Genomic DNA, 23415 nt, shown 5'->3' with positions numbered 1-23415 from the left:
TTCTATGTTATTCTGTTTTATTACGTTGGGCATTGAGCGTAGCCGAAATGCCGGTTAGGTTACTCTATCGTATTTACAATTCAATAATATTTAACATTTTTTCTGTTGCCTTAATGGCGGAAACCGTTTGATCAGAATCCAATCCTCTGGTTACAAATTCCTTTGCTTCAGTTTTCCAGGTGATCACCGTTTCGCATAGTGCATCAGAATTACTTCCCGGAGGAATCCGAACTGCATAATCAATAAGTTTTGGTAGAGTCTTGTCTTTTTGTTTGTATACTTTTCCTAATGCATTCATAAATGCGTCATATTGTCCATCACCTTGCGCGTGTTGTTCAATCACCTCATCATCCATTTTGATAGCCAATGTAGCAGAAGGTTTTAAACCTTTTGCATGAGTTAAGGCGTAGGATTTAATTTTTACCTTGTCTTTATACAATTTGCTATCCAATACATCCGAAATGATATACGGTAGATCTTCCTGAGTTACGACTTCTTTTTTATCACCGAGTTTAATGATCTTCTGGGTAATTTTTTTAATATCTTCAGGACTTAGCTTTAACCCCAATTCCTGAAGGTTTTTTTCGATATTAGCTTTACCCGAAGTTTTTCCTAAAGCATATTTTCGTTTTCGTCCAAAACGCTCCGGCATTAGATCATTAAAATATAAATTATGCTTCTTATCTCCGTCTGCGTGGATTCCTGCAGTCTGCGTAAATACATTATCACCTACCACAGGTTTATTCGCAGGAATTTTAAATCCGGAAAAGGTTTCTACCAGCTTACTCACCTTATATAGTGCTGATTCTTTTACATTGATACTAACTTCTGGCAGGTAGTCATTAATCACAGCTACCACACTTGCCAGAGGAGCATTTCCTGCCCGTTCTCCCATGCCGTTCATAGTGAGGTGTAGTCCATTTACCCCGGCTTTGACTCCCTCGATAGCATTGGCAACCCCTAGATCATAATCGTTATGCGCATGAAAGTCGAAATGTAAATCAGGATATCTGCTTCGTAAAGAGGATAAGTATGTATATGTCTCAGAAGGAATAAGAACTCCCAGGGTATCAGGCAATAAAACTCTTTTTACAGTTTGTGTTGATAGAAAATCAAGAAACTGATATACGTACTCAGGAGAGTTGCGCATACCATTACTCCAATCTTCTAAATACACATTGGTGATAATTTCTTCCTGTGCTGCTTGTTTAAAAGTGGCTGCAATGTCCTCAAAATGCTGTTCGGGAGTTTTTTTTAACTGATAGGTAAGATGATTTAAAGATCCTTTGGTAAGAAGATTTTGAACTTTGGCTCCGGTATCTTTCATCCATTGTATGGATTTGCCACCATCTACAAAAGTTAGTATTTCTACTTGATCAATGTATCCATTTTCATTTGCCCAATTAATAATGTTTTTAACTGCTTCAAACTCACCTTCAGATACTCTGGCGGATGCCACCTCTATACGATCAACACATAATTCCTCTATCAATAGACGTGCGATCGTTAGTTTTTCTGAAGCAGAAAACGATATCCCAGAGGTTTGTTCACCATCTCGGAGTGTAGTATCCATGATTTCTATTGATCGTTTGGTCATATTTATTTTCTTTATTATCTCTTGCGTTAAGGATAGAAGTGTCATCCTTTTTTAAATTTGTGCCCAGAGGTTCTCGAGGGGTACAAGTTTAAAAAAGATATAACGGACCTGCCTGCTCACCGCAGGTAGGCAGGTAGCCTGCCCGCCTTAGCGGAAACGCCCAAATAACATAATTAAAAAGGTCTTGCTTTAGCGAATTCCTGAATTTCTGATTTCATTTTGGTTAGATAATCAATATCATCATATCCGTTCAGCATGTTCTCTTTTTTGTAACTATTAATATCAAAGGATTCTGACTCACCAGAAGCTTTGATCGTAATCGTTTGCTGAGGTAAATTAACTTCGATTTCTGTATCAGGATTAGTCTCAACAGCTTTGAATATTTTTTCTAAAAATTCTGGACTTACTTGAACCGGTAGTACACCAATATTCAAACAATTTCCTCTAAAAATGTCAGCAAAAAAACTAGAAACTACACATCTGAATCCGTAATCATACACTGCCCAAGCGGCGTGTTCACGAGAAGATCCTGATCCAAAGTTTTTACCACCTACAAGGATTTTACCACTATAGGTTGGGTTGTTTAGTACAAAATCTTCTTTTGGAGTATCATCACTATTATATCTCCAATCCCTAAAAAGATTATCTCCAAATCCTTTACGTTCTGTTGCTTTAAGAAAACGTGCCGGAATAATCTGATCAGTGTCTACATTCTCTATCGGTAATGGTACTGCGGTAGTGGTTAATATTTCGAATTTATCGTATGCCATTTTTTAATTACGAATTATGAATTGAGAATTACGATTTCGGTATTCCAATTCTAAATTAATGTTATGCTAATGCTTCTTCTTTTAAAAGAGTTCTTGGGTCTGTCACAACTCCGGTAACAGCTGTGGCAGCTGCAACTAGAGGGCTTGCTAGTAGAGTTCTGGATCCGGGTCCTTGTCTTCCTTCAAAATTTCTGTTAGAGGTACTCACCGCCAGTTTTCCTGCCGGAATTTTATCAGCATTCATAGCTAGACAAGCAGAACATCCGGGTTCTCTTAGTGTAAACCCTGCTTCTGTGATGATGTCTAGAATACCTTCTTCTTTGATCAATCCTTCGACCTCATGCGATCCCGGAACCAACCAAGCTGTAATATTTTCTGCTTTCTTTTTTCCTTTTACGATAGAAGCAAAAGCTCTGAAATCTTCAATTCTACCATTGGTGCAACTTCCTAAGAATACATAATCTACAGGCTTGCCAATCATCGCATCTCCTTCGTTAAAATCCATATATCCCAAGGATTTTTTATAGGTAGCGACACCACCTTCTACATTGGATGCATCAGGGATATGATTCGTAATACCAATTCCCATTCCCGGATTGGTACCATAAGTAATCATAGGTTCAATATCCGCTCCATTAAACGTAAGTTCTTTGTCAAAAACAGCATCTTCATCTGTTTTTAGGGTTTGCCAATATTCCATTGCCGTATCCCAAGCTTCTCCTTTTGGAGTTAACGGTCTTCCTTTTATATAATCGAATGTTTTCTGGTCTGGAGCAATCATTCCGCCTCTTGCACCCATTTCTATACTAAGATTACATACGGTCATACGACCTTCCATCGTCATATTTCTAAACACATCACCTGCATACTCTACAAAATATCCGGTAGCACCAGAAGTTGTTAATTTAGAAATGATATACAATGCAACGTCTTTTGGTGTTACCCCAAAACCAAGTTCGCCATTCACATTGATTCGCATCTTCTTTGGCTTAGGTTGCATGATACACTGTGTGGATAATACCATTTCTACTTCTGAGGTGCCAATACCAAAGGCAATAGCACCAAAAGCACCATGTGTAGAAGTATGAGAATCTCCACAAACGATGGTAGCTCCAGGTAATGTAATACCATTTTCTGGTCCAACTACGTGTACAATACCATTTTTTTGATGTCCTAATCCCCAATGCGAGATTCCCCAAGCTGCTGCATTTTCTTCTAGTGCTTTTAGCTGGTTTGCCGATAGCGGATCTTCTACAGGCAAATGTTGATTGATGGTTGGCGTATTATGATCTGCGGTAGCGAAGGTACGCTCTGGATATAGAACGGTGTTTCCTCTGCTTTTTAGTCCTAAAAAAGCTACAGGACTGGTCACTTCATGTATGAAATGGCGATCAATAAAAAATACATCAGGTCCATTTTCTATGTTACGTACTACATGTGAATCCCACACTTTGTCAAATAATGTCTTACTCATTTTATGATCTATATTTATGATGCCTTGCGCATTTTCTTATTAAAATGTTAAAAAGGAGGTAAATTTACGAGTTATGGCAGATATCAGCTAATAAAACGGTAAAGAGGAGTGTAGTTTTAAGCATATCTCAATATTAGTTGAAATTTTAGATAATTTGATAAAAAAGGTATTGCTTTTAGCGAAAACTTTTATTTTAAATTGGAGTATATGATTTAAAATCAGACGGTAAGAATAGCAGGTTTAAAAAAAATGTTAGTTTTTGTTAAATATGCTTTGTAAAGCTAAAAAAGATTGTATATTTGCCGTCCGCAAGGGATAATAAGTAGTTTGTCGAGCTCATAACTCGAGGTTTAAGAGACAAGTAAATTACAAATTATATATCGCGGGATAGAGCAGTAGGCAGCTCGTCGGGCTCATAACCCGAAGGTCACTGGTTCGAGTCCAGTTCCCGCTACTAGTAAAGATAAGGCTTCACAGAAATGTGGAGCCTTTCTTTTTTCCAATGGGTACAGAATAGGTACAGAATTGAGCCTTTTTCAAAGCTTTAATAAATTTTGTTTGGGATTAGTTGGATTTGAAATGAAATTGCTGGTAAAAATTTTCTAAAAATTCTTTGAAACTAATGTTATTCTTCAATTATACTTGATTCGAAAGGCTTGTAATAAAAATCTCGCTAAGAAAAAGATGTTCAATTTCAGCACTTTATTAAATTTATAGCAGTGTTTGAAAAAATTGAATCCAACAAGTTCTAACATATCGTCTACAGACAAATCCATTGCCGTATTACCTTTTGTCAATATGAGCAATAACATTGATAATGAATATTTTTGTGACGGTCTTACGGAGGAAATTATCAATGCTCTGGCAAGAATTAAGGAATTGTCAGTTACTTCAAGAACCTCTTCATTTTACTTTAAAAACAAAAAAGTAACCTCACAAGAAATAAGAGAGCAACTAGGGGTATCTATTTTTATTGAAGGAAGTATTAGAGTGTCGAAAGACACAATGAGAATTACGGTTCAGATGATAGATGCTCTTAATGATTTCCATTTTTGGTCAGAAACCTTTGATAGAAACCCAGAAGATGTTTTTGCTATTCAAGACGAAGTAAGTCTATTTATTGCCGAAAAGTTACGTGAACATATAGGTCATATTGAGATTGAAGACAAATTAGTTGAGCCCATTGATGTGCCAACCCATATTTATAGAGAATATCTAAAAGGAAGATATTATTTAATGAAAATGGGGTATGAAAACACGGTTAAAGCAATTTCAATTTTTGAAAGTATTATCCAAAAAGCACCAAACTTTCCGAATGCATATATAGACATAAATCACGGCTACACCTATATGGGAGCTATGGGGCTGATGCCTGCTTTTGAAGGCTTTCAAAAAGCACAACCTTTTCTTAAAAAAGGGTTAGAACTCAATCCAAACCTTTATCGTTCACAATTAAATTTATCTTGGATAGAATGTTGGCAAAACTGGAATCTAAAGAAAGCCTATCTGCACGCAAATAAAGCATTAGAAATTCAACCTGCCGATGAGATTTATCTTACTATATCTAATTATTTAACGGTTGAGGGCAAATTAAATTCTGCTCATAATTATATCGATAAGGCCTTAGAACTCGACCCTTTCTCCGCAATGAATATTCATTACAAGGGCTTTTTATTATACCTTCAAGAAGATTACAACGCGGCACTGCCATACTTTCAAAAAGCGTTAGAGCTAAATCCCATTTTGCCATTTCCACCATTGTATATTGGAGAGTGCCTTTTATTTACAGATAAAAATCAAGAAGCATTAAATTATTACAAAGGGCTAAATGGTGTCTCCATAAACGATTTAACGCAATTAGGCGGCATCACTATGTGCTATGCAAAAATGGGTGACATTGAAAAATGTAATGAAAAGATTCTTGAGTTAGAATCTTACTTAACATCCGAAAAGATGGATAAAGCCTTCAATTTTTTAATTCTGGTAAATGTTTTATTAGGGAATTATGACCAGGCTTTAGAATTTATAGAGCAAGCCTTTGAAAATCATCTACCTCTAATTTTATTATTGAATACTGAACCTATTTTAAAGCCAATAAAAAACCTTGAAAGATTTAAAAAATTAATGGTTCAGGCTATACCAGATAATAATAACTACAAATCACAAAAAAAATATAAGCAAATCTTATTGAGTGATGATGAAATTGAAAGACACGGCAGTGCGTTGAAGAAAATAATGAAAGAACATAAGTTATACTTGAATCCAGATGTATCTTTAAAAGATTTAGCTTCTTATCTAGAACTTCCGACTAACTATGTCTCACAGCTTTTAAATCTGGGGTTTCAAAAAAACTTCTCTGAGTTTATCAATACGTATCGAGTTGAAGAATTTAAACAGCGTGTTATATTAGAGGAAAATAAAGGTTTAACCATTATGGCGGTAGCTTACGATAGTGGTTTCAATTCTAAAACAGTCTTCAATACGTTTTTCAAAAAGATTGAGGGTACTACACCCAATTCTTATCTAAGAATGAATAGAAGGAATTAGTTCCGTTTTCTAAACACGAACTTTTTTCGACTAATCCTACTGTAGATTTGTCTCATATTAATCGTAAAACGAAAAATTATGAGAAAGACTAGAAAAATTATACCAGGAGCACGATTGGCATTCGGTATTATATTAGGTTGTATCGTTGGCTATTTAACTTCGAATACAGAAGTATGGTTTATTTTGGGTATCTCTATTGGTGCTGCCTTAGAGTATGGAAACAAAAAAGCAACAACCAAACAATAGATAAAGTGAGCTAGTTATTTCAGTTGCGGAAAAACAATCTAATTTCAAATAATCATAATCTAGGTTACACTCAATCTTAATAATAGAGTAATGTCCTGAGGAATCGAAAATAAGAACTAATCGTTAATCAATATTAATTCGTCAATAAAAAAACGAAATTTAATAAAGTGTAGGCTTCCCCTATTGTGATAAATAATGAACTGCACATACCTGAATCGACTTTGTTTTACCTTTCAAGGTTTTAGTTCCTAAATTTTCCAAACTATAATCTTCCGAAGTTTCCAGCTTTCGCGAAAGCGGTTCAGAAATTAAGAAATCTTCTTTTAATTTCGTAGTTAATCCTAGTATCCTTGCTGTGGTATTGAGCACATCGCCCGTAAAGAAAATGTCTTTTTTTAATGCGCCTATTTCACCTGTGGTGACTTCGCCGAAGTGCATAGCTGCTTTGAAATTTGGAATAGTGTTATACTTCTTTTCAAAATTCTGTGTTTGTTTTTCTAAAGCAGTTTTCATTTCAAAAAAACATTGAATACATCGGTTTTGTTTTAATCCGTCATCCAAATTCCAAGTGATAACAATCTCATCACCCACATATTGATAGACTTCCCCGTAATTCTTGATGATAGCATCAGAAAAACTTCGGTAATAGTCTTTGAGTAATTTGAAGTAGTTTTTATGACCTAGTTTTTCAGCAATAGTGGTGCTGTCCTTCATATCTACAAACATAAAGATGCGGTTTTCATCTACAGGTTTATGGTAGCGGCCTGTAAAGAAATTATATAAGATGTTTTGACCTAGATTCTCGCTTACTTCGGCATAAATTAATGAGACTAATAGTGAAAATAGCAATTGCACCCAAGTGCTTACGTGCGTTATGCTAGTAAAGAATTGGACATATTGATTCCAGACGGATTTACTGAAAACTGATTCTTTAGATACAATGCTGGCTGCTATCAAGTAAAGTATAAAAACCAGAATAAAAAGTACTGTTGTGTACAGTAGAAACTTACCTATAATTTTTTTTGGAAAGCTTTGATTGGCAAAAAGCTTATTGACTACAAATACCTCAATCGCACCGACTAAGCAGCCCACTATAAAAACACTTACAGAGGAAAATACAAAAATGGCTGGTGTAATGGGTATCACCCATTCATCCACTTGTGATTGGTCTGCCAACACAGCATAGTCTGACCATAACAATAGTAATGAAATAGCAAGCCAAATGATTCCGAAAGGAAGTATGCGTTTAAGATAGTATTTGTTTTTGGCTGAAAGTGACATCATTACAAAGTTCGTAGAATTCAAACCACAATTCCAAAATCAAGGGTCTAAAAAAGTTTTAATGCTTATCATATAGGTTCTGATTTTCATTTCAGAACAATTGTCTTTTTTTTTAAAATTATCTTTGTACCATCAAATTACAAGAGTTTATTCATCAATCAAATCGATACAGTATGAAAACAGATTTTTATTTGCTCGCTACCTACGTTAAAGAGCCGCAACTCTTCGCAATACAACCGCATTTAGATGCTATCGTAGGAAAGGGACAATGGAATTTTGACCTTGAGGATTGTGACAAGGTATTGCGATTGCATTGCAACTACGGCACAAAAGAAAAGATGATTCGTTTTCTTGACCGAAACGAACTTTTTGACAAAGAGCTTCACTATTTAGAAAGTGAGCAATATGCACATATCGGTAAAGTAAGACCGCTATCGGTTTACAATATTGCCATAAACGCTTAAACCTATCAAAAATGAAAGCAATAGTATATTCTAAATATGGCGCACCAGAAGTCCTACAACTAAAGGAACTGGATAAGCCAGTGCCCAAGCCGAATGAAATTTTGGTAAAAGTGTTTGCAACCTCTGTAACATCTGGTGACGTTCGCTTACGAGCTTCAGATTTTCCTCCACTATTTTGGTTACCGGCACGATTGATTTTCGGATTGTTCCGTCCTAAAAAGCAAATCTTAGGTCACGAATGGTCTGGAGTCATTGAGCAATTAGGCAGCAAGGTATCAAAGTTTAAGGTTGGCGATGAAGTGTTTGGCACCACCACTCTGTTGAAGACAGGAGCCTATGCCGAATATATGTGTATTCCTGAACATTGGAGTCAAGGAGTTGTTATCAAAAAACCAAAACAGCTTTCTCACAAAGAAGCTGCGGTTTTGCCTATTGGTAGTATGACGGCGCTGTTTCTACTACAAAAAGCAAACATTCACAGAGACCAAAAGGTACTTATCTACGGAGCTTCGGGTAGTGTGGGAAGCTATGCAGTACAAATTGCTAACTATTTTGGAACACGTGTTACGGGGGTCTGTAGCACTCAGAATATCGAAATGGTTGAACAATTGGGAGCAGAAACCGTAATCGATTACAAAAAACAGGATTATACTCAATCACCAGAGCGCTACGATATTGTATTTGATACCGTAGGTAAAACTTCGAAGTCGGCTGCTAAAAAGGTACTCAAGGACAACGGTAAATTCGTTACCACAAAAATGCTCACAAAAGAAAGCACAGAGCTGCTTTTACAAGCCTGTCAATTGGCAGAAACAGAAAAAATAAAACCATTTATAGACAAAGAATACAACCTAGAAAATATAGTTGAAACACACCGATATGTAGATTCTGGCAGAAAACGAGGTAACGTCTCAGTAGTCGTCCATCATCAAAATATCTAAATCAAGAACATTATGAAACCACTCATTGTACTTATTGTAAGTTTTGCTATCTCAATTTTAGCTATCAAAATCATCAAAAAAGAATATGATTTTGCTTTGTCTGCAAGAATAGCGATGGCCATAATGCTCGTTTTCACAGCCATTGGACACTTTGTATTCACCAAGGGAATGACAATGATGATACCCGATTTTATTCCTTTTAAGGAGAGCTTTGTTCACTTTACAGGAATATTTGAAATCATTATGGCTGTTGGCCTTCTTATTCCAAAGTATCAGTCACTATCTGGTTGGGTACTCATCATTTTTCTATTGCTAATGTTACCAGCCAATATTTATGCTTCAGTACATAAAATAAATTATCAAACAGGAACATTCGACGGACACGGTCTTGCTTATTTGTGGTTTAGAATTCCATTGCAAATTCTTTTTATAGCCTGGGCGTATATCAGTTCCATCCGAATGTAATACTACTAAAACCAAAACATATTATGAAAACACTAGTCCTCATTTTAACAATATTCCCCTTCCTGCTCAATGCACAGGAAATTTCAGAACTTTTACAGGAGAAACTTATTGATAGTACAGAAAACCCTGTTCACGGTATATCATTTCTTATTGAAAAAGATGGAAATGTGTTGGTCAATGAAGCTGTAGGGCAACTTCAAAAAGACGGAGATGCTCTACAGGTAACAGACCAGTTTAGAATAGCTAGTAGCACCAAGACATTTACTGCAACTGTAATATTACAACTAGAAGAAGAAGGCAAGCTTTCCCTTTCAGATAACATCTATTCGTATTTAAAAGATATTGAATATTTAAGACTGGACGATTTTCATTGGTATGAGAATTCCGCTTTCGCGAAAGCAATAAGCATACAACAGTTGCTATCACACAAAAGTGGATTAGCTGATGTTTTCAATGACAAACAAGAAGAACTGTTGGGGCTGGTGATGCAAAACCCAGGACAACAGTATCTACCCAAAGATGTGGTTGATTGGTATTTTGAATTCGGGCTTCATAAAGAAGCAAAATTCAAACCGGGAGAAGGTTGGCATTATTCGGATATGAATTATGTACTACTCGGGTTATTGATTGAAAAGTTAGACCAAAAACCACTAGCGCAATCCATAAGAGACCGCATTCTCAAGCCCCTTGATTTAAAAGACACCTATTTAGAATATTATGAGAGTGCGAGAGACAGCAAACCTAGATTGCATCAGTACGTAGGCACCATCGATTTTAATAGTGTAAATACCTCTTTTGATTGGTCAGGTGGAGGGCTGGTCAGTACACATCAAGACGTAGCTACATTTATCAAGGCGCTGTTCAATGGAATGCTTATTTCTGAAAAGTCATTACAAAAAATGATAACCACGGAAGCAACTTTTGAAAACCACCTTCCCTATGGGCTTGGAGTCTATGAGTCGGTTTATAATGGTCAAACCTTCTATGGACATTATGGCTTTTTTGGTACGTATATTGGCTATTGTCCAGAAACCAAAACGGTATTGTCTTATTGCATCACTCAGGCAATGCCTTCTTTTAATGTGTATGAATTTGTAAATTACATTGTCGAAAATTCAAAATGAATATACGTAAATCCATAGCTATTTCTTTCTTTTTAATCGCCTTGGTGATGGGTGTTGTATTCTATTCATATTTGAATTTTCCTGTAGGTTTAGAAGGGTATTTCACAAGATCGTATTATGCCCAGTTTGGTGCGCTTGCCATTGCCATAGAATTGATAATCGCATCATATTATTTGTTTCGGGGAAATAACAAAGCAAATTTCTATCTAGCACTATACGGTTTTACAGCTGTTTTGGATATACTATTTCATATCAGCGGTTTTCTCACCAGTAATGTTCCGATTTATGGAATGATTATGTTTGGAATCTGTACTATCCTCTCCTTTTACATTTCATTTTCAAACTCTTTTAATTTAGGCAAGATATCCCTTTGGGGTGCCTTATTGAGCTTTGTAATGGGGAACGTTATTGAGTGGTTTTTTAATTTTAGTTGAATAGTTTACACTATTACTTGATGTGTAAATAGCTTGAATGGGAGTATCGAATTTTAGTTTATTTTCTCTTGAGTAAGGTAATGCCGTAATTACATAATGTCTCTCATTTTTATGTTTTTTATTATCACATACAAATTCATAATAAATGTGATTATCTGAAACCCAAGTAAGTTGGCTTTGGTCATTTACTAATGCATAATGCGGATTTTCATAATCTAGCTTTCCTTTTGCATTAAAATGATATACGTGGCCTAAGATGATTATTTCCTCTCCTTTCTGAATCAAATAATTCCATCCAAATCCATCTCCTGTAAAACAAGTTTGAAAACCGATTATTTTAAAAAATTCATTAATTTCAAGATTAATTTCTTTGAATGAAAGCCAAAGATGTCTTACAGGCATCGATTTCCATTTACCACTCCATTCACCAGAAAATGTATTTAAAACATCTGAATCTTTTAAGGTTTTGGAAGGATGCTTTGATAGTTGCTTTATTGGATGTTTTACGTCTAGATGATGAATGAGTTTCTTTTCAATTATTCTATTTAATTTTGATTGTTTTATATAATAAGATGACTGATGGAAATTGAAGGACTTTATCGCACCATTGTGAAAATAGGTTTCAAAGTTCTCTTGTGTCACTCCATATAATCTCATTTTTTCAGAAAACTCTAAAATTTCTTGGAAATCCGTTGCCAATTGTTCTCTAAGCCTTGAAGATTTCAATTTGCCATTTACAGTATCAAATTGATTACTCGAAAAACAAGTCATTAATACTATCAGTCCTTTGATATAGATTTTGGCAATCATAACTGACTATTAGAGGGAGTGATTTTTTTAGATTGTGGTAATTTCCACGCTATTCGTAAAATGATGATAAGAAGAATATTTTCAACAATCACAAAGAAAATATCATCCATATCAGCTGCTGGTAAAGTACTTAAGAAACCCAAAGATGTAATTACTGCAGCAACAGTATTGTACCATTTGTTGGCCTTGTTTTTTAATATTCTTGACAAGAGTATCATAAGAATGGGTACTTGAGCCACAAAACCATAAAACAACATATTTATTTCCGGCACTTGAAGTGACATCATTTGTTCTATATAGCCTTCACGTAAAAACTCGTGTAGGTCTCTTACTATCATATTAAACAGTATGACAATCCATAAGGTAGATAGTAGTACTTTTGGGTCTATGTTTTTTGTGTTCATAATGAATTATTTTGTAAATTATTAGTTGTGAACCATTAGTTTGCTTGTACTAAATTTTGAATGGTTATGAATTTTAAATCATCTATTACGGCATTAGATTGCCCCCAATAATAACTATCATCACTGCCAGATATAATTTGAATGACAATAGTTAAATAATTACCCTTAGGAATTTTGTTGATATCTAAATGAAACCACTCAAATTGTGCTTCAGGCGTAGTTATGTTCAGTATTGTAGCTTTTTCAGGAAGTATAATGGGAGTTTCATCCATTGAACTTTCAGAAGAAAAAACTGCAATGCGTAAAGTATCCTTAGCAGTATCAATATCTGAGCCTGAAAATTTATATCGCCCAACTAGTCGGAGGTTTTTTTTGTTTTGAGGAATTGAAAAACTTGTGATTATACTATTAGCTTGTGCATCATATGTTCTGTGTAACGCCAAAGCATTTTCGTTGGCATCTGGTAAGTAATATTTGTACGCAAAACCGTGTCCATCATCTAGTCTTGAAACTTCATTTTTTGGATGCTCTTTCCAACCTACAGGAACGTCATAAGTGTGTTTGTTGGTGATAATGGTTTCAAATAGATTAAAGTCACCATTTGGAACTTCTATTTGCGCTACCATTTCAAATGATACGCAGAGAATTAATAGTATTATTTTATACATAATAAAGTATTTTGAAAGATTTTGTTTTGAATGCCAATTAGAAAGGCGAAAGGGATGCAGTAACAAATTGCTAAGTGAGCTTTATTGGTTTCATCAAAATTTATAGCCTATGAAAAACCAAAAATTGTTTACGAATTTATGAGCTGAAATTGTTGTATCTCCCCATTCTGTTTCTGGAATGTCATTAAAATAGTATCGAAACGGTATAGATATATTAGCATATAAATGCTTAAGACCAAATAACTTCTCTTTTCTATAGCCAATGGCAAACCCGACCGTAGCAGTTTCATTTTCTAGGCTGTTATCCGAAATAAGGTGATTGTATTCGTCCTTGACGTAGGCTATACTGCCACTGTAATAAAAATTCTTACGTTTTCCAAAATATCGGTCGTAGTATAATTCATAGATTCGGAAGTACCCTTCCACATTATTTCCATCTACAGCTGTAGATTCCCATTTACTAGACAAGTGTCTTTCTGTTAGATTGACTTCCCCAATCATTAATCTTATTTGATTTTTATCATCGAAACGATAGCCTACCTCACCTGCAAAATTTTGAAACTTATTCATAGTCATTTCAAAGGTTTCATAACCAATAAAAAATGATGACTGGTCCTTGTCCTGAGCATTAATTGAACTTGCTAGTGAGCAAATGATAAACCCAACAATTATTTTGAATTTATTGCTAATTGAATTTGTTTTTTTAGTCATAATAAAAGATTTTAACCTGATAAAAGGTTGATTATGAGGCAAATATTAGCATATTCAAATGACTAAAAAATTGTATTATGCAAGGTCTGTATAGCTATCTGCGAAATGGTCTTTTTAATCTGCAAAAGATTTTGCTTTAAGAGCTGTTTTAAAAAAAAGTAATGGGGAATTCTGAAGTGGTTACCATAAATATCTCAGTGGTAAACCAATACTATAATTCTAACTTTTTAATTATATAGTGAAAAGGTATGATGCGCAAGTACCCAATAAAAAAGCGATTAGTTTCTAATTTGAAACTAATCGCCATATATGAAAACCCATTTACAGGCTTTGTTTTGTATTATTTTATGAAATCACCATTTACTGTTACTTATTTGCTCAAAAAAACTAGTTTTATACGTTTCTGAAATAGGAATGAGCTGGTCTGCAATTCTTATTCTATTTCTTTCTATGGAATCGATTTTACTTAAGGAAACCATATAGGATTTATGTACTCTACATACCAAATTGGGCGGTATAATTTGTTCAAATTCTTTGAAATTTTGTAAGGTCATAATCCTTTTATCAATGGTATGAATTCTTCGATAATCACGCATTCCTTCAATGTATAAAATATCTTGAAGGTTAATTTTCTCTAATCGATTCTCTGTCTTAACAAAAATAAATTCAGGAGTAGAATTTGTCCCTACTTTGTTTAAATTATCCAGAGCTTTATTAGCTGCTTGAAGAAATCTATTAAAAGTAAAAGGTTTTAGTAAGTAATCGGTAACGTTTAGCTCATAGCTTTTTAGTGCATATTCTTGGTAAGCCGTAGTAATGATTACTTGACTTTCTATTTTTGAACTTTCTAGTAATTCTACTCCAGTTAACTCATCCATATTAATATCTAGAAAGAGGACATCTACTTTGTTAGCTTTAAGGTAAGCGAGACCATCTAATGCATTGTCAAAAGTTGCAGATACTGCAAGAAACGGTACTTTATGAGTGAACTCTTTGGTTCTCTCGAGCGCCAATGGTTCGTCTTCTATGATGATGCAGTTATATTGTTTCATTAGTGATGTGGTTCTTTATAAAATCATTGACTAATCGATAATTTGACGCTGTATAATTCGTTTTCTTTTTCAACTTTTAAATTGTGTTTTTCAGGGTATAAAAGATTTAGTCTTCTTTCAATAAGCGTATTGCCCAAACCACTGTTTTTCTGACTTATTTTTCTATTTGGATTGAATTTGTTTTTACATTCAAATGCTACAGTTTCTTTACCTATAATAATATTAATTGTAATTGCATTGTCTAACTTCTTATTAGTAGTATGCTTAAAAGCGTTTTCAATAAATGGAAGAAAAACCATTGGGGCAATAGTTTTACCTTCTGGTGAACCTATAATTTCAAAGTTTACATAGTTAGAATTTACTGTTCGTATTTTCTGCAGCGCAATGTACTTCTCAATATATTCAAGTTCTTTGTAGAGTAGAATTTTATCCGTTTTTGTTTCAAACAACATAAACCGCATAATATCGGACAGTTTGTTTAAGTAAGTAGAAGCCTCTTCTGAATTTTTAAGAATTAGAATATCAATATTGTTCAATGTATTAAACAAAAAATGTGGGTCTAGCTGCGATTTAACCAACGCCATCTCCATTTCGTGATTTTTTTGCTTCAATTCCTCTTTCAATTTTAATTCTTCGTACCAAGAAATAAACCCTTTAGTAATAAGAGCCACTACACCAGTTGCAAGACAGACAAAAGAACTGAAAATTATACCAACAATCATAGATTGTCCACGTTCCGTTAAGCTCTCTATCCCTAAGAAAATATAAATTAGAAGATTCCCCAATAAAGATGCCCCAATTGCAAAAGACAGTGCATAAATAAAGGACAGTACAAATTTCTTTTCACGAATTTTTGGAAAGACAAGAAAATAGAATAAATAATAAGAAATAACAGACGGAATTACCGTAAAATACAAAACTCTTTCTGTTGTTTCATCAACAATGGTATTATTATCCTCTCCTTGCAATGAAAGGACAACTAATACAATGGTTAAAACCAAATAACATAGCCAAAACCCAATATGTAATCCTATGATAATTGATTTTTTCACGATTATAAAATACTAAATAATTTTTAGCAAATATCAATTTATTTATTACCCAGAAAAAAACCATTCTGCAAATTGGAACTATTTATCTGCGAAATGGTATTCGTTTATTGCTTTCAGATTTTAACAATAGCTGGCAAGATGGAAAACACCAGAGTTTTGGAGTGCGAATTGGGTCGAATTTTTAAATCTGCTAGTAATTATTTAAATTGCTTTCACTTAAACATCGTATGTAATTGAATTATAAAGAATCTCATAAGCTTTTACTTAGCAATGTATCTCGGTTTATCAACTTAACTGAGTTAGAAAAGCAGAAATACATCTCTTTACTCACCGAAATAAAGGTGAAGAAAAAAGATTTTTTGATGCAAGCAGGTGAGATTACTAAATATGAATATTTTATCACCAAGGGATGTTTGAAAGTGTATACTTTAGATGAGGAAGGCGCACCTCATATCTCAATGTTTGCTATTGAAGATTACTGGACTGGTGATTTGTCAAGCTTTATGACCAAGGAACCTTCAAGATATTATATTAAAGCAACGGAACATTCAGAACTTCTGGGAATTTCGAGAGAGAATTATGATTTGTTGTTTCGAGAGATTCCAAAATTTGAACGTTTTTATCGCATCTTATATCAAAAGTCTTTAATCAGTTATATCCGTCGTTCAAACTACGGCATATCTTTAACAGCTGAAGAACGATATTTAGAATTCAAAAAGAAATATCCGCAAATTGTCAGTAGAATTACTCAAAAAGACTTAGCCGCATACATTGGGATTACTCCAGAATTTATGAGCAAAATAATTACAAAAGTCAACCGAAAGTAAAAGTCTTAAACTAGTTCATTTTTTTTCACACTTCACCATCGCAATTTTGAAGTGTGAAAAGAATAGGACTCATATCGGCAACATTCCTAATTGGTTTTGTAAGCACCTTACAAGCTCAATTTACCCAACTAGAACTCTTTTCGGGTTTTGAGAAAACAGACTTCACTTTGCTGTCTAATTATTCAATTAATGACAGCAACACCTTAAGCATAACTACCCTAGCTTTCTTTCAGAAATTTAGAAAAAAAGAAAATCAAATCTTTGATGAAGTAGGCGTACAACCTACATTATTCTGGAATTTTAATGAGACTATATCCGTCGGACCTTCCCTATACTATAATAGTTTCGGAGGGTTTTCAGAAAGACTATCAGCTAAGTTCACCTTAAAGAATTCCAACGCTCTATTTATTGTTATTCCAACTCTAGCATATTCAGAAAAGAAACAGGCTAGTCAAGCCGAAATATTTACCCAATTTCAAATACAAAAACTACTTAATGCAAAATTTAGTCTATGGCTAAACGGGCAGTTGTTAACTGTTTGGGATAAGTTCAAATCACATTCCCGAAGTTTTCAACAATTACGTTTAGGTCTAGCCTACAAAGGACATCAATTTGGACTTGGGGCAGATTTTGACCAATATGGACATAAACCTATTCAAAAATCCTCTTTCGGATTGTATTACCGTAAAACATTTTAAACCATAAATATTATGAAAAATCTATTCAAAAAATTAATTACGACACACCCTAATTTGGGGTTTAGTATTGCACGTTTAACGCTAGGATTAGTCATATTTCCGCACGGAGCACAAAAGTTATTAGGACTCTTTGGTGGATATGGTTATTCCGGTACGATGGAGTCGTTGACTACCCAAATGGGTTTGCCCAGTATTGTAGCATTCTCAGTGATTATGATTGAGTTTTTTGGCTCTATTTCATTGGTTCTTGGACTCTTTTCAAGGTTTTGGGCAATGTCTCTTGCAGGTATGTTTACTGGCATCATAATTACTACGCAGTTAGAACACGGATTTTTTATGAACTGGTATGGTAACCAAGCAGGTGAAGGTTACGAATATTCTCTTTTAATAATTGGTCTTGCATTGAGTGTGTTATTAAATGGAAGCGGAAAATGGTCAATTGATTCTATAATCTTAAAAAATAAATAATTATGAAAAAAGTAATCACAATTGCAGGCAGCAACAGTCAAAAATCCATCAACAAAATGCTCATAGAGTACACTGTCACGCTTCTGAAGGATGTGGAAATCTTGACCATTGATTTAAATGATTATATACTTCCCATCTATGGAGAGGACTTTGAAGCAGAGAATGGCATCCCCACAGCCGTCAAGAGACTAGATGAAATCATCAATACGGCAGATGCATTTATTATCTCTTTAGCAGAACATAATGGTTCCTATGCCGCAGTATTTAAAAATACCTTAGACTGGTTATCACGTTTAGATATGAAAATTTGGAAGGAGAAACCTATGCTGCTTATGGCAACTTCACCTGGAGGAAGAGGCGGTGCAACTGTACTGCAAGGGGCAAGCACCTATTTTCCATTTCTTGGAGCAAAACTCATAGGAACATATTCGTTACCATCTTTTTATGACAACTTTAAAGAAGGTGAAATCATAGAGGAGAGTTTTAGAAAAGAATTAGAAGATAAAACAGTCAGATTTTCTAAAGAACTCTAAACCAGTTTATGGGAATGAACTTTTCGAACAAATCATATTTCCGCTCGAATAAATGATGTGGAGTATATCTACGCAACTTTGTACCATAATTACCAATCAACCTTTTAACAATGACAACATTAGTAAAATTAATTATCGCCATCTGTCTAGCAATTATGACAGGGAAAAATGACCCTCAAGCATTATCTGATAGATATGAAAGTCTAGCGTATGCAGGTCTATATAAAGAAGACCCGATAGAGGAAAGAGCGTTTACGGTTCTTACAAACAAATGTAATGTCTGCCACGAGAAACGCAATCGTAGACGTGTCTTTACTGAAGATAATATGAATGACTGGTCGAGTGATGTGTACAAGCAGGTATTCATAAAGAAACGAATGCCTAAAGGCAAGAAAATCAAACTCACCAGCGAAGAGTATCAAGATTTACTAACCTGGATATCATCCATAAAAAATAATGAAAATGGAAATCAACTTTAAAATTATCGTATTGATGCTAGGCGTCTTATTTACAGGGCTTACCGCAGGATTATGTTTTACGTGGTCTAATGCCATAACCCCAGGAATCGGTAGACTGGATGATTTAGGGTTTCTGCAATCATTTCAGGCGATGAACCGAGCCATCATTAACCGCAGTTTTCTCATCACCTTTTTTGGGCCAGTAATACTACTATTCATCAATGCCTATTTGCATCGTAATGCACATCCCACGACATTTTGGTCATTTATGCTAGCTGCTATTTTATTCTTAATAGGAATCGGATTGATAACGGTTTTCAAAAATGTACCGCTTAACGAACTGTTAGATAAAACGGTGCTTGAAGACCTTTCGACTATAGAGCTTAAGGACCTACGAACCAAATTTGAGCAGCCTTGGAATCGTTGGCATATTCAGCGTACCATTGCTTCTTTCACATCCTTTTCGCTACTGCTTATAGGATTGATTTACTCAAAATTTTAGTGCTTTTGCTAAAGCAAGTAGAAGTAACAACAGCATAAATACAGAAATTATGAAAACAGATTTTTATTTACTCGCTACGTATGTTCAAAAGATACAGCTTCTAGCTATCCGACCCCATTTGGATGTTATAGCGGGTACTGGTCAATGGAATTTTGACCTAGAGGATAATGATAAGGTTTTAAGATTACACAGTAGCCATTCAACTAAAGAGAAGGTGATTCGTTTCCTAAAACGAAATGAACTCTTTCATAAGGAACTTCATTATTTGGCAAGTGAGCAATTTGCGCATATAGGTCAAGTAAGACCACTTTCATTTTACAATCAATCAAAAACGAACAGTTATGAAATATTTTAGAGCTATCAGTATTGGAATTATTATCTGGATAATTGGGGTGAGCGTATACAATATATCGTTTTTCATCCCCATCTTAGAAAACCCAGCAGAACAAGCAAACACTACGTTATTCATTGCGGTAATACCCTTGGTGTGGCTTGGAGCAAAGCGGTATTATGAGAAGGAAAATCATACCCAAGGATACAGGGTTGGACTAACATTCTTTTTAATTGCGGCCATTCTGGATGCATTAATAACAGTACCTCTTTTTATTATTCCAAACGGAGGTTCTCATTACGAATTTTTTACAGACTTGGGCTTTTGGCTGATAGGTCTTGAGTTTATAGCCATCGCTACACTCTATTGGTTTGCTAAAGTCTATACCAAAAGAACCATATCAAATTTTCAAAAATAGAATCAAAAAAGACTTCAAGAGGTGAAGTATAATTATTTATCAATTTAAAAACAAATAAAAATGAAAACTGAAAACATCGTAGTCATCGGAGGAACGGGAAAAACTGGTCGCCGAGTAGCAAAAAAATTAGAAGCATCTGGATACAACGTTCGAGTTGTCGGCCAAAAAACGAGTCCCGCTTTAGATTGGGAAAATCCAGAAACCTATGACGCCGTACTAGAAGGTATGGATAGAGCTTATATTGTGTATTACCCAGACTTAGCTGTACCAGGCTCGAAAGAAGCAATAACTACCTTAACGAAAAAAGCTATAGCTGCTGGTTTGAAAAAAGTAGTATTGCTTTCTGGTAAAGGGGAAACCGAGGCTGAAGCCTGTGAACAAATTGTGGCTAATTCAGGCTTAGATTACACCTTGGTCAGAGCGTCTTGGTTCAATCAGAATTTTAGCGAAGGTGCTTTTATAGATTTTGTATTAGATGGTGTTGTGGCATTGCCTATGCCTGAAGCTAGAATTCCCTTTGTAGATGCTAATGATATCGCAGATGTGGTCTCTAAGGTACTGGTAGATGATTCTTACAATGGACAAACTATAACGGTTACAGGTCCAAAAATGAGAACTTTTGAAGAAGTTGTCGGGATTATGGCGGATGCCTCTAACAGACACATACAATTTGTACCTATTTCTATTGATGAATTTAAGGATGGAATGAGAAAAGCGGGATTGCCAGATTCTTATGTTTGGCTATTTGGTTACTTATTTAAAGAGGTTCTAGGAAATCCAGATAACCAAGAGATTTCTTATGACGTTGAAAAAGTGTTAGGTAGAAAAGCTATCGACTTTACTGAGTATGCTGTAAAAGTGGCAGCTACAGGTGCTTGGAAACAAAAGAGTTTAGTATAAAAACGTAGAATAATAAGGCTGTGTTCACGTCATAGGTGTAACACAGCCAATAAAAATGATAAAATGAAAAAGAAATTGATATTAGGGTTGATTTTTGGAGCAGGAATCGGGCTTTGCGTCGGCATCTTCACCAATACGATTGCAATAGGACTAGCACTTGGAGCTGGCGTTGGTTTGGTTTTTGGCAGTCTTATTAAAAGATAATTATGAAACGTTTTTTCAAATATTCTTTTCTGTCATTTATACTCATAGCAGTATGGGTGATAGTGATTTTCTTAGGCACAGACAAAGGCTGGTGGCACTCACCATTTACTCAAGAAAATAAGCCTAATGAGTTTATCTCCTCAGTACAAGGGGAACTCCAAAATGAATTCGTCGGAAGTATGGCTATTGGAGTATTTAAAGATGGAAAAATAGTAAAGGAATCTTTTCACTCGAATGGTAAGACTGTAGATAGAAACACCGTTTTTCAAGTGGCATCATTATCTAAGTTTGTTTCTGCCATTGGCGTGATGAAACTTGTACAAGATGGAAGATTAGATTTAGATGTTCCAATAAACCAATACCTGACCAGATGGCACTTACCAAAAAGTGACTTTGACAATTCAAAAGTAACAGTAAGATATTTGTTAAGTCATACCGCAGGATTAACCGATGGTCTCGGTTATGCGGGTTTTGAAAATACAGAAGATGTTCAAACTTTAGAAGCATCCTTAACCAAAGCGAAAGATGCAGACTCAGGTAGTGATGGTAGAACGGTCGTTGGTATCGAGCCAGGAATTGAGTGGCGATACTCAGGTGGTGGTTTCACCCTTTTGCAACTTATTGTTGAAGAAGTAAGTGGGCAATCTTTCGATACGTATATGAGAACGGAAATTTTTGAGCCATTACAAATGATATCGTCCTTTTATGAATGGGATGAACACTTTCGCGAAAGCATAGCAGATTTCTACAATTCAGATGGTTCAAAAGCAAGACATCGCTATTATACAGCGCAGGCAGCAAGTGCGCTTTACACCACTTTGGCTGACCTAGAAAAGCTCTTCTATTCTTTGAATGAAGATGAGCGCAAACAAAAACCGTTGTCAGTACAATTTCAAAAAATGATGTGGCAAGCCGAAGCAGAAACGCTGGGGACACCCATCTATGGGTTAGGCACTTTTTTGTATGCCGAACTAGAAAACAATTCTTTCATCATTGGTCACGATGGCAAAAACAATCCACCAATTAACACCGCTTTTCGATACAATCCTGTTTCAAATGACGGCATTATCATTTTGACAACGGGCAGTACAGATTTTGCTACGAGAATTGCTAGTGACTGGGTCTTTATAAATACAAGAAAGATAGATGCACTCCTTTTTAAAATGCAACTGAACAAAATGATTCAAACGATAATAGTTGGGGGGATAGCTATTCTAATTCTAGTAATATCTGTTGCCATCTTACGCAGAAAGCGAAGTAATTCTTAATAACAAGATGATGATATCCTATCCATTAATTAAACCAAAATATTATTGGTCTTTGATAAATGATTTATACAATTTTATTAAGTCGCCCAATTATAAGACAGGACAAGAAAAAAGCACGAGAAACAAAGTCTATGATACCATTGGCCTCTTTTTAATCAAGGTGGTTTTCTCAGTAGTAGTCGCATCATTACTTCAGTTTATCTATGACCCTGAAAACTTGACGTCCACAAGTATGGCGGAACGTTTTTCTCCATTACTCTTACTGCTAGTAGGTGGAATTGTGTTACCTCTATTCGAAGAAGTGACCTTTAGACTGTCATTAAAATTTAATCCAATGTATCTAGCCCTGACTGCGGGAGGGTTTACCTATTATATTCTAACTAAGGCAATCTTTAAAAGCAGATTATCTCTTGTGGATGATACGTTTTGGTACAGAGTAATTAGCGCTGTTATAATTGTTTTGATTGCTTATGCGGTCTGTAGTAGAAATACCGTCAATGTCAATGCACAGCAGTTTTGGGAAAAGCATTTCAGAATGATATACTACTTGTCTTGTCTAAGTTTTGCTTGGTTACACATTTTCAATTTTGAGTTGAGTTTAGTCAATCTATTGTGGATGCCTATTCTAACACTTCCACAATTATTTAGTGCTACCATAGCTGGTTATACAAGAGTAGCTTTTGGATTTCAATATCCACTTTTAGTGCATATGATAACCAACATTTTCTTTTTAAGTCTCACATTTTTACCGATAGACTAAGTTGGAAA

The 23415-nt window shown here is 35.0% G+C and carries 29 protein-coding genes and 1 tRNA gene; 20 read left to right on the top strand and 10 right to left on the bottom strand.

The features are described 5' to 3' along the window. Window positions 1-73: 73 nt before the first annotated feature. From ACFSR1_RS09985 to leuC, 3 genes are all read right to left on the bottom strand, one after another. Window positions 74-1597, bottom strand: a complete 1524-nt coding sequence (locus tag ACFSR1_RS09985) for an alpha-isopropylmalate synthase regulatory domain-containing protein (RefSeq protein WP_378292053.1) — start codon at window positions 1595-1597, stop codon at window positions 74-76. A 173-nt stretch (window positions 1598-1770) separates the two neighbouring features. Beyond that, window positions 1771-2367, bottom strand: a complete 597-nt coding sequence (gene leuD, locus ACFSR1_RS09980) for a 3-isopropylmalate dehydratase small subunit (RefSeq protein ID WP_378292051.1) — start codon at window positions 2365-2367, stop codon at window positions 1771-1773. 61 nt (window positions 2368-2428) lie between these two features. Continuing rightward, window positions 2429-3841, bottom strand: coding sequence for a 3-isopropylmalate dehydratase large subunit (leuC, locus tag ACFSR1_RS09975; protein WP_378292049.1), 1413 nt, complete (start codon window positions 3839-3841; stop codon window positions 2429-2431). 381 nt (window positions 3842-4222) lie between these two features. Between leuC and ACFSR1_RS09970 the strand changes: the two genes are divergently transcribed. The 3 genes from ACFSR1_RS09970 to ACFSR1_RS09960 all read left to right on the top strand — a co-directional run bounded on the left by ACFSR1_RS09970 (window position 4223) and on the right by ACFSR1_RS09960 (window position 6634). After that, window positions 4223-4295 (top strand) — tRNA-Met (locus tag ACFSR1_RS09970). A 269-nt stretch (window positions 4296-4564) separates the two neighbouring features. After that, window positions 4565-6388 carry a tetratricopeptide repeat protein gene (locus ACFSR1_RS09965; protein WP_378292047.1) on the top strand — a complete coding sequence of 608 codons (1824 nt, stop codon included), beginning with the start codon at window positions 4565-4567 and terminating at the stop codon, window positions 6386-6388. A gap of 78 nt (window positions 6389-6466) precedes the next feature. Further along, complete coding sequence (locus ACFSR1_RS09960) at window positions 6467-6634, top strand: hypothetical protein (protein ID WP_378292045.1); 168 nt, start codon at window positions 6467-6469, stop codon at window positions 6632-6634. A 180-nt stretch (window positions 6635-6814) separates the two neighbouring features. Here ACFSR1_RS09960 and ACFSR1_RS09955 read toward each other — a convergent pair whose 3' ends face one another. Further along, window positions 6815-7918 carry an adenylate/guanylate cyclase domain-containing protein gene (locus tag ACFSR1_RS09955; protein ID WP_378292043.1) on the bottom strand — a complete coding sequence of 368 codons (1104 nt, stop codon included), beginning with the start codon at window positions 7916-7918 and terminating at the stop codon, window positions 6815-6817. Window positions 7919-8088: 170 nt separating this feature from the next. On the opposite strand from ACFSR1_RS09955, the gene ACFSR1_RS09950 reads away from it, so the two are divergent. The 5 genes from ACFSR1_RS09950 (at window position 8089) to ACFSR1_RS09930 (ending at window position 11343) form a co-directional block, all read left to right on the top strand. Next, window positions 8089-8379 carry a hypothetical protein gene (locus tag ACFSR1_RS09950; protein WP_378292041.1) on the top strand — a complete coding sequence of 97 codons (291 nt, stop codon included), beginning with the start codon at window positions 8089-8091 and terminating at the stop codon, window positions 8377-8379. 80 nt (window positions 8380-8459) lie between these two features. Next, window positions 8460-9320 (top strand): NAD(P)-dependent alcohol dehydrogenase, encoded by an 861-nt coding sequence (locus ACFSR1_RS09945; RefSeq protein WP_378292039.1) that lies wholly within the window; start codon window positions 8460-8462, stop codon window positions 9318-9320. 12 nt (window positions 9321-9332) lie between these two features. Then, window positions 9333-9785 (top strand): DoxX family protein, encoded by a 453-nt coding sequence (locus ACFSR1_RS09940; protein ID WP_378292038.1) that lies wholly within the window; start codon window positions 9333-9335, stop codon window positions 9783-9785. Between the two features lie 23 nt (window positions 9786-9808). Then, window positions 9809-10909 (top strand): serine hydrolase domain-containing protein, encoded by a 1101-nt coding sequence (locus tag ACFSR1_RS09935; protein ID WP_378292036.1) that lies wholly within the window; start codon window positions 9809-9811, stop codon window positions 10907-10909. Further along, window positions 10906-11343 carry a hypothetical protein gene (locus tag ACFSR1_RS09930; protein WP_378292035.1) on the top strand — a complete coding sequence of 146 codons (438 nt, stop codon included), beginning with the start codon at window positions 10906-10908 and terminating at the stop codon, window positions 11341-11343. Before ACFSR1_RS09935 ends, ACFSR1_RS09930 begins: the two co-directional genes overlap by 4 nt. Here ACFSR1_RS09930 and ACFSR1_RS09925 read toward each other — a convergent pair. The 6 genes from ACFSR1_RS09925 to ACFSR1_RS09900 all read right to left on the bottom strand — a co-directional run bounded on the left by ACFSR1_RS09925 (window position 11290) and on the right by ACFSR1_RS09900 (window position 16040). Continuing rightward, window positions 11290-12153, bottom strand: a complete 864-nt coding sequence (locus ACFSR1_RS09925) for a hypothetical protein (RefSeq protein WP_378292033.1) — start codon at window positions 12151-12153, stop codon at window positions 11290-11292. The two genes, ACFSR1_RS09930 and ACFSR1_RS09925, sit on opposite strands and share 54 nt — an antisense overlap. Beyond that, complete coding sequence (locus ACFSR1_RS09920; protein WP_378292032.1) at window positions 12150-12557, bottom strand: DUF6326 family protein; 408 nt, start codon at window positions 12555-12557, stop codon at window positions 12150-12152. The genes ACFSR1_RS09925 and ACFSR1_RS09920 overlap by 4 nt, the downstream gene beginning before the upstream one ends. A gap of 35 nt (window positions 12558-12592) precedes the next feature. Next, window positions 12593-13225 carry a hypothetical protein gene (locus ACFSR1_RS09915; RefSeq protein WP_378292030.1) on the bottom strand — a complete coding sequence of 211 codons (633 nt, stop codon included), beginning with the start codon at window positions 13223-13225 and terminating at the stop codon, window positions 12593-12595. 93 nt (window positions 13226-13318) lie between these two features. Further along, window positions 13319-13936 carry a hypothetical protein gene (locus tag ACFSR1_RS09910; RefSeq protein WP_378292028.1) on the bottom strand — a complete coding sequence of 206 codons (618 nt, stop codon included), beginning with the start codon at window positions 13934-13936 and terminating at the stop codon, window positions 13319-13321. Window positions 13937-14289: 353 nt separating this feature from the next. Next, window positions 14290-14988 (bottom strand): LytR/AlgR family response regulator transcription factor, encoded by a 699-nt coding sequence (locus ACFSR1_RS09905; protein ID WP_378292026.1) that lies wholly within the window; start codon window positions 14986-14988, stop codon window positions 14290-14292. Between the two features lie 23 nt (window positions 14989-15011). Then, window positions 15012-16040, bottom strand: a complete 1029-nt coding sequence (locus ACFSR1_RS09900) for a sensor histidine kinase (protein WP_378292024.1) — start codon at window positions 16038-16040, stop codon at window positions 15012-15014. Between the two features lie 233 nt (window positions 16041-16273). On the opposite strand from ACFSR1_RS09900, the gene ACFSR1_RS09895 reads away from it, so the two are divergent. From ACFSR1_RS09895 to ACFSR1_RS09840, 12 genes are all read left to right on the top strand, one after another. Further along, window positions 16274-16867 carry a Crp/Fnr family transcriptional regulator gene (locus tag ACFSR1_RS09895; protein ID WP_378292022.1) on the top strand — a complete coding sequence of 198 codons (594 nt, stop codon included), beginning with the start codon at window positions 16274-16276 and terminating at the stop codon, window positions 16865-16867. 53 nt (window positions 16868-16920) lie between these two features. After that, window positions 16921-17565, top strand: a complete 645-nt coding sequence (locus ACFSR1_RS09890; protein ID WP_378292020.1) for a hypothetical protein — start codon at window positions 16921-16923, stop codon at window positions 17563-17565. A 12-nt stretch (window positions 17566-17577) separates the two neighbouring features. Then, window positions 17578-18033, top strand: a complete 456-nt coding sequence (locus ACFSR1_RS09885) for a DoxX family protein (RefSeq protein WP_378292019.1) — start codon at window positions 17578-17580, stop codon at window positions 18031-18033. 2 nt (window positions 18034-18035) lie between these two features. Continuing rightward, a complete protein-coding gene (locus ACFSR1_RS09880) occupies window positions 18036-18566 on the top strand; it encodes an NADPH-dependent FMN reductase (protein ID WP_378292017.1) in 531 nt (176 codons plus the stop codon). 155 nt (window positions 18567-18721) lie between these two features. Beyond that, complete coding sequence (locus ACFSR1_RS09875; protein ID WP_378292015.1) at window positions 18722-19045, top strand: hypothetical protein; 324 nt, start codon at window positions 18722-18724, stop codon at window positions 19043-19045. Beyond that, window positions 19029-19526, top strand: coding sequence for an anthrone oxygenase family protein (locus ACFSR1_RS09870; RefSeq protein WP_378292013.1), 498 nt, complete (start codon window positions 19029-19031; stop codon window positions 19524-19526). The genes ACFSR1_RS09875 and ACFSR1_RS09870 overlap by 17 nt, the downstream gene beginning before the upstream one ends. 49 nt (window positions 19527-19575) lie before the next feature. Beyond that, a complete protein-coding gene (locus ACFSR1_RS09865) occupies window positions 19576-19881 on the top strand; it encodes a hypothetical protein (RefSeq protein ID WP_378292011.1) in 306 nt (101 codons plus the stop codon). Then, window positions 19868-20275, top strand: a complete 408-nt coding sequence (locus ACFSR1_RS09860; protein ID WP_378292009.1) for a DUF5367 family protein — start codon at window positions 19868-19870, stop codon at window positions 20273-20275. Before ACFSR1_RS09865 ends, ACFSR1_RS09860 begins: the two co-directional genes overlap by 14 nt. Window positions 20276-20335: 60 nt before the next feature. Beyond that, window positions 20336-21175: an NAD(P)H-binding protein gene (locus tag ACFSR1_RS09855; RefSeq protein ID WP_378292007.1), complete on the top strand. Its 840-nt coding sequence runs from the start codon at window positions 20336-20338 to the stop codon at window positions 21173-21175. A 63-nt stretch (window positions 21176-21238) separates the two neighbouring features. Continuing rightward, window positions 21239-21379 (top strand): hypothetical protein, encoded by a 141-nt coding sequence (locus ACFSR1_RS09850; protein ID WP_378292005.1) that lies wholly within the window; start codon window positions 21239-21241, stop codon window positions 21377-21379. A gap of 2 nt (window positions 21380-21381) precedes the next feature. Beyond that, window positions 21382-22647, top strand: a complete 1266-nt coding sequence (locus ACFSR1_RS09845; RefSeq protein ID WP_378292003.1) for a serine hydrolase domain-containing protein — start codon at window positions 21382-21384, stop codon at window positions 22645-22647. Window positions 22648-22654: 7 nt separating this feature from the next. Continuing rightward, window positions 22655-23407 (top strand): hypothetical protein, encoded by a 753-nt coding sequence (locus tag ACFSR1_RS09840; protein ID WP_378292001.1) that lies wholly within the window; start codon window positions 22655-22657, stop codon window positions 23405-23407. Window positions 23408-23415 lie beyond the last annotated feature (8 nt).

Source organism: Aquimarina rubra, from assembly GCF_042684305.1.
In the GTDB taxonomy this organism is placed as follows: domain Bacteria; phylum Bacteroidota; class Bacteroidia; order Flavobacteriales; family Flavobacteriaceae; genus Aquimarina; species Aquimarina rubra.
This window is presented reverse-complemented; position numbering and strand designations above follow the sequence as displayed.

Excerpts from the sequence above, each read along its gene's own strand:
- ACFSR1_RS09985 (WP_378292053.1), bottom strand. The coding sequence starts at position 1,597 with ATGACCAAACGATCAATAGAAATCATGGATACTACACTCCGAGATGGT.
- leuD (WP_378292051.1), bottom strand. The coding sequence starts at position 2,367 with ATGGCATACGATAAATTCGAAATATTAACCACTACCGCAGTACCATTA.
- leuC (WP_378292049.1), bottom strand. The coding sequence starts at position 3,841 with ATGAGTAAGACATTATTTGACAAAGTGTGGGATTCACATGTAGTACGT.
- ACFSR1_RS09960 (WP_378292045.1), top strand. The coding sequence starts at position 6,467 with ATGAGAAAGACTAGAAAAATTATACCAGGAGCACGATTGGCATTCGGT.
- ACFSR1_RS09955 (WP_378292043.1), bottom strand. The coding sequence starts at position 7,918 with ATGATGTCACTTTCAGCCAAAAACAAATACTATCTTAAACGCATACTT.
- ACFSR1_RS09950 (WP_378292041.1), top strand. The coding sequence starts at position 8,089 with ATGAAAACAGATTTTTATTTGCTCGCTACCTACGTTAAAGAGCCGCAA.
- ACFSR1_RS09940 (WP_378292038.1), top strand. The coding sequence starts at position 9,333 with ATGAAACCACTCATTGTACTTATTGTAAGTTTTGCTATCTCAATTTTA.
- ACFSR1_RS09935 (WP_378292036.1), top strand. The coding sequence starts at position 9,809 with ATGAAAACACTAGTCCTCATTTTAACAATATTCCCCTTCCTGCTCAAT.
- ACFSR1_RS09930 (WP_378292035.1), top strand. The coding sequence starts at position 10,906 with ATGAATATACGTAAATCCATAGCTATTTCTTTCTTTTTAATCGCCTTG.
- ACFSR1_RS09925 (WP_378292033.1), bottom strand. The coding sequence starts at position 12,153 with ATGATTGCCAAAATCTATATCAAAGGACTGATAGTATTAATGACTTGT.
- ACFSR1_RS09920 (WP_378292032.1), bottom strand. The coding sequence starts at position 12,557 with ATGAACACAAAAAACATAGACCCAAAAGTACTACTATCTACCTTATGG.
- ACFSR1_RS09915 (WP_378292030.1), bottom strand. The coding sequence starts at position 13,225 with ATGTATAAAATAATACTATTAATTCTCTGCGTATCATTTGAAATGGTA.
- ACFSR1_RS09910 (WP_378292028.1), bottom strand. The coding sequence starts at position 13,936 with ATGACTAAAAAAACAAATTCAATTAGCAATAAATTCAAAATAATTGTT.
- ACFSR1_RS09905 (WP_378292026.1), bottom strand. The coding sequence starts at position 14,988 with ATGAAACAATATAACTGCATCATCATAGAAGACGAACCATTGGCGCTC.
- ACFSR1_RS09885 (WP_378292019.1), top strand. The coding sequence starts at position 17,578 with ATGAAAAATCTATTCAAAAAATTAATTACGACACACCCTAATTTGGGG.
- ACFSR1_RS09880 (WP_378292017.1), top strand. The coding sequence starts at position 18,036 with ATGAAAAAAGTAATCACAATTGCAGGCAGCAACAGTCAAAAATCCATC.
- ACFSR1_RS09875 (WP_378292015.1), top strand. The coding sequence starts at position 18,722 with ATGACAGGGAAAAATGACCCTCAAGCATTATCTGATAGATATGAAAGT.
- ACFSR1_RS09870 (WP_378292013.1), top strand. The coding sequence starts at position 19,029 with ATGGAAATCAACTTTAAAATTATCGTATTGATGCTAGGCGTCTTATTT.
- ACFSR1_RS09865 (WP_378292011.1), top strand. The coding sequence starts at position 19,576 with ATGAAAACAGATTTTTATTTACTCGCTACGTATGTTCAAAAGATACAG.
- ACFSR1_RS09860 (WP_378292009.1), top strand. The coding sequence starts at position 19,868 with ATGAAATATTTTAGAGCTATCAGTATTGGAATTATTATCTGGATAATT.
- ACFSR1_RS09855 (WP_378292007.1), top strand. The coding sequence starts at position 20,336 with ATGAAAACTGAAAACATCGTAGTCATCGGAGGAACGGGAAAAACTGGT.
- ACFSR1_RS09850 (WP_378292005.1), top strand. The coding sequence starts at position 21,239 with ATGAAAAAGAAATTGATATTAGGGTTGATTTTTGGAGCAGGAATCGGG.
- ACFSR1_RS09845 (WP_378292003.1), top strand. The coding sequence starts at position 21,382 with ATGAAACGTTTTTTCAAATATTCTTTTCTGTCATTTATACTCATAGCA.
- ACFSR1_RS09840 (WP_378292001.1), top strand. The coding sequence starts at position 22,655 with ATGATGATATCCTATCCATTAATTAAACCAAAATATTATTGGTCTTTG.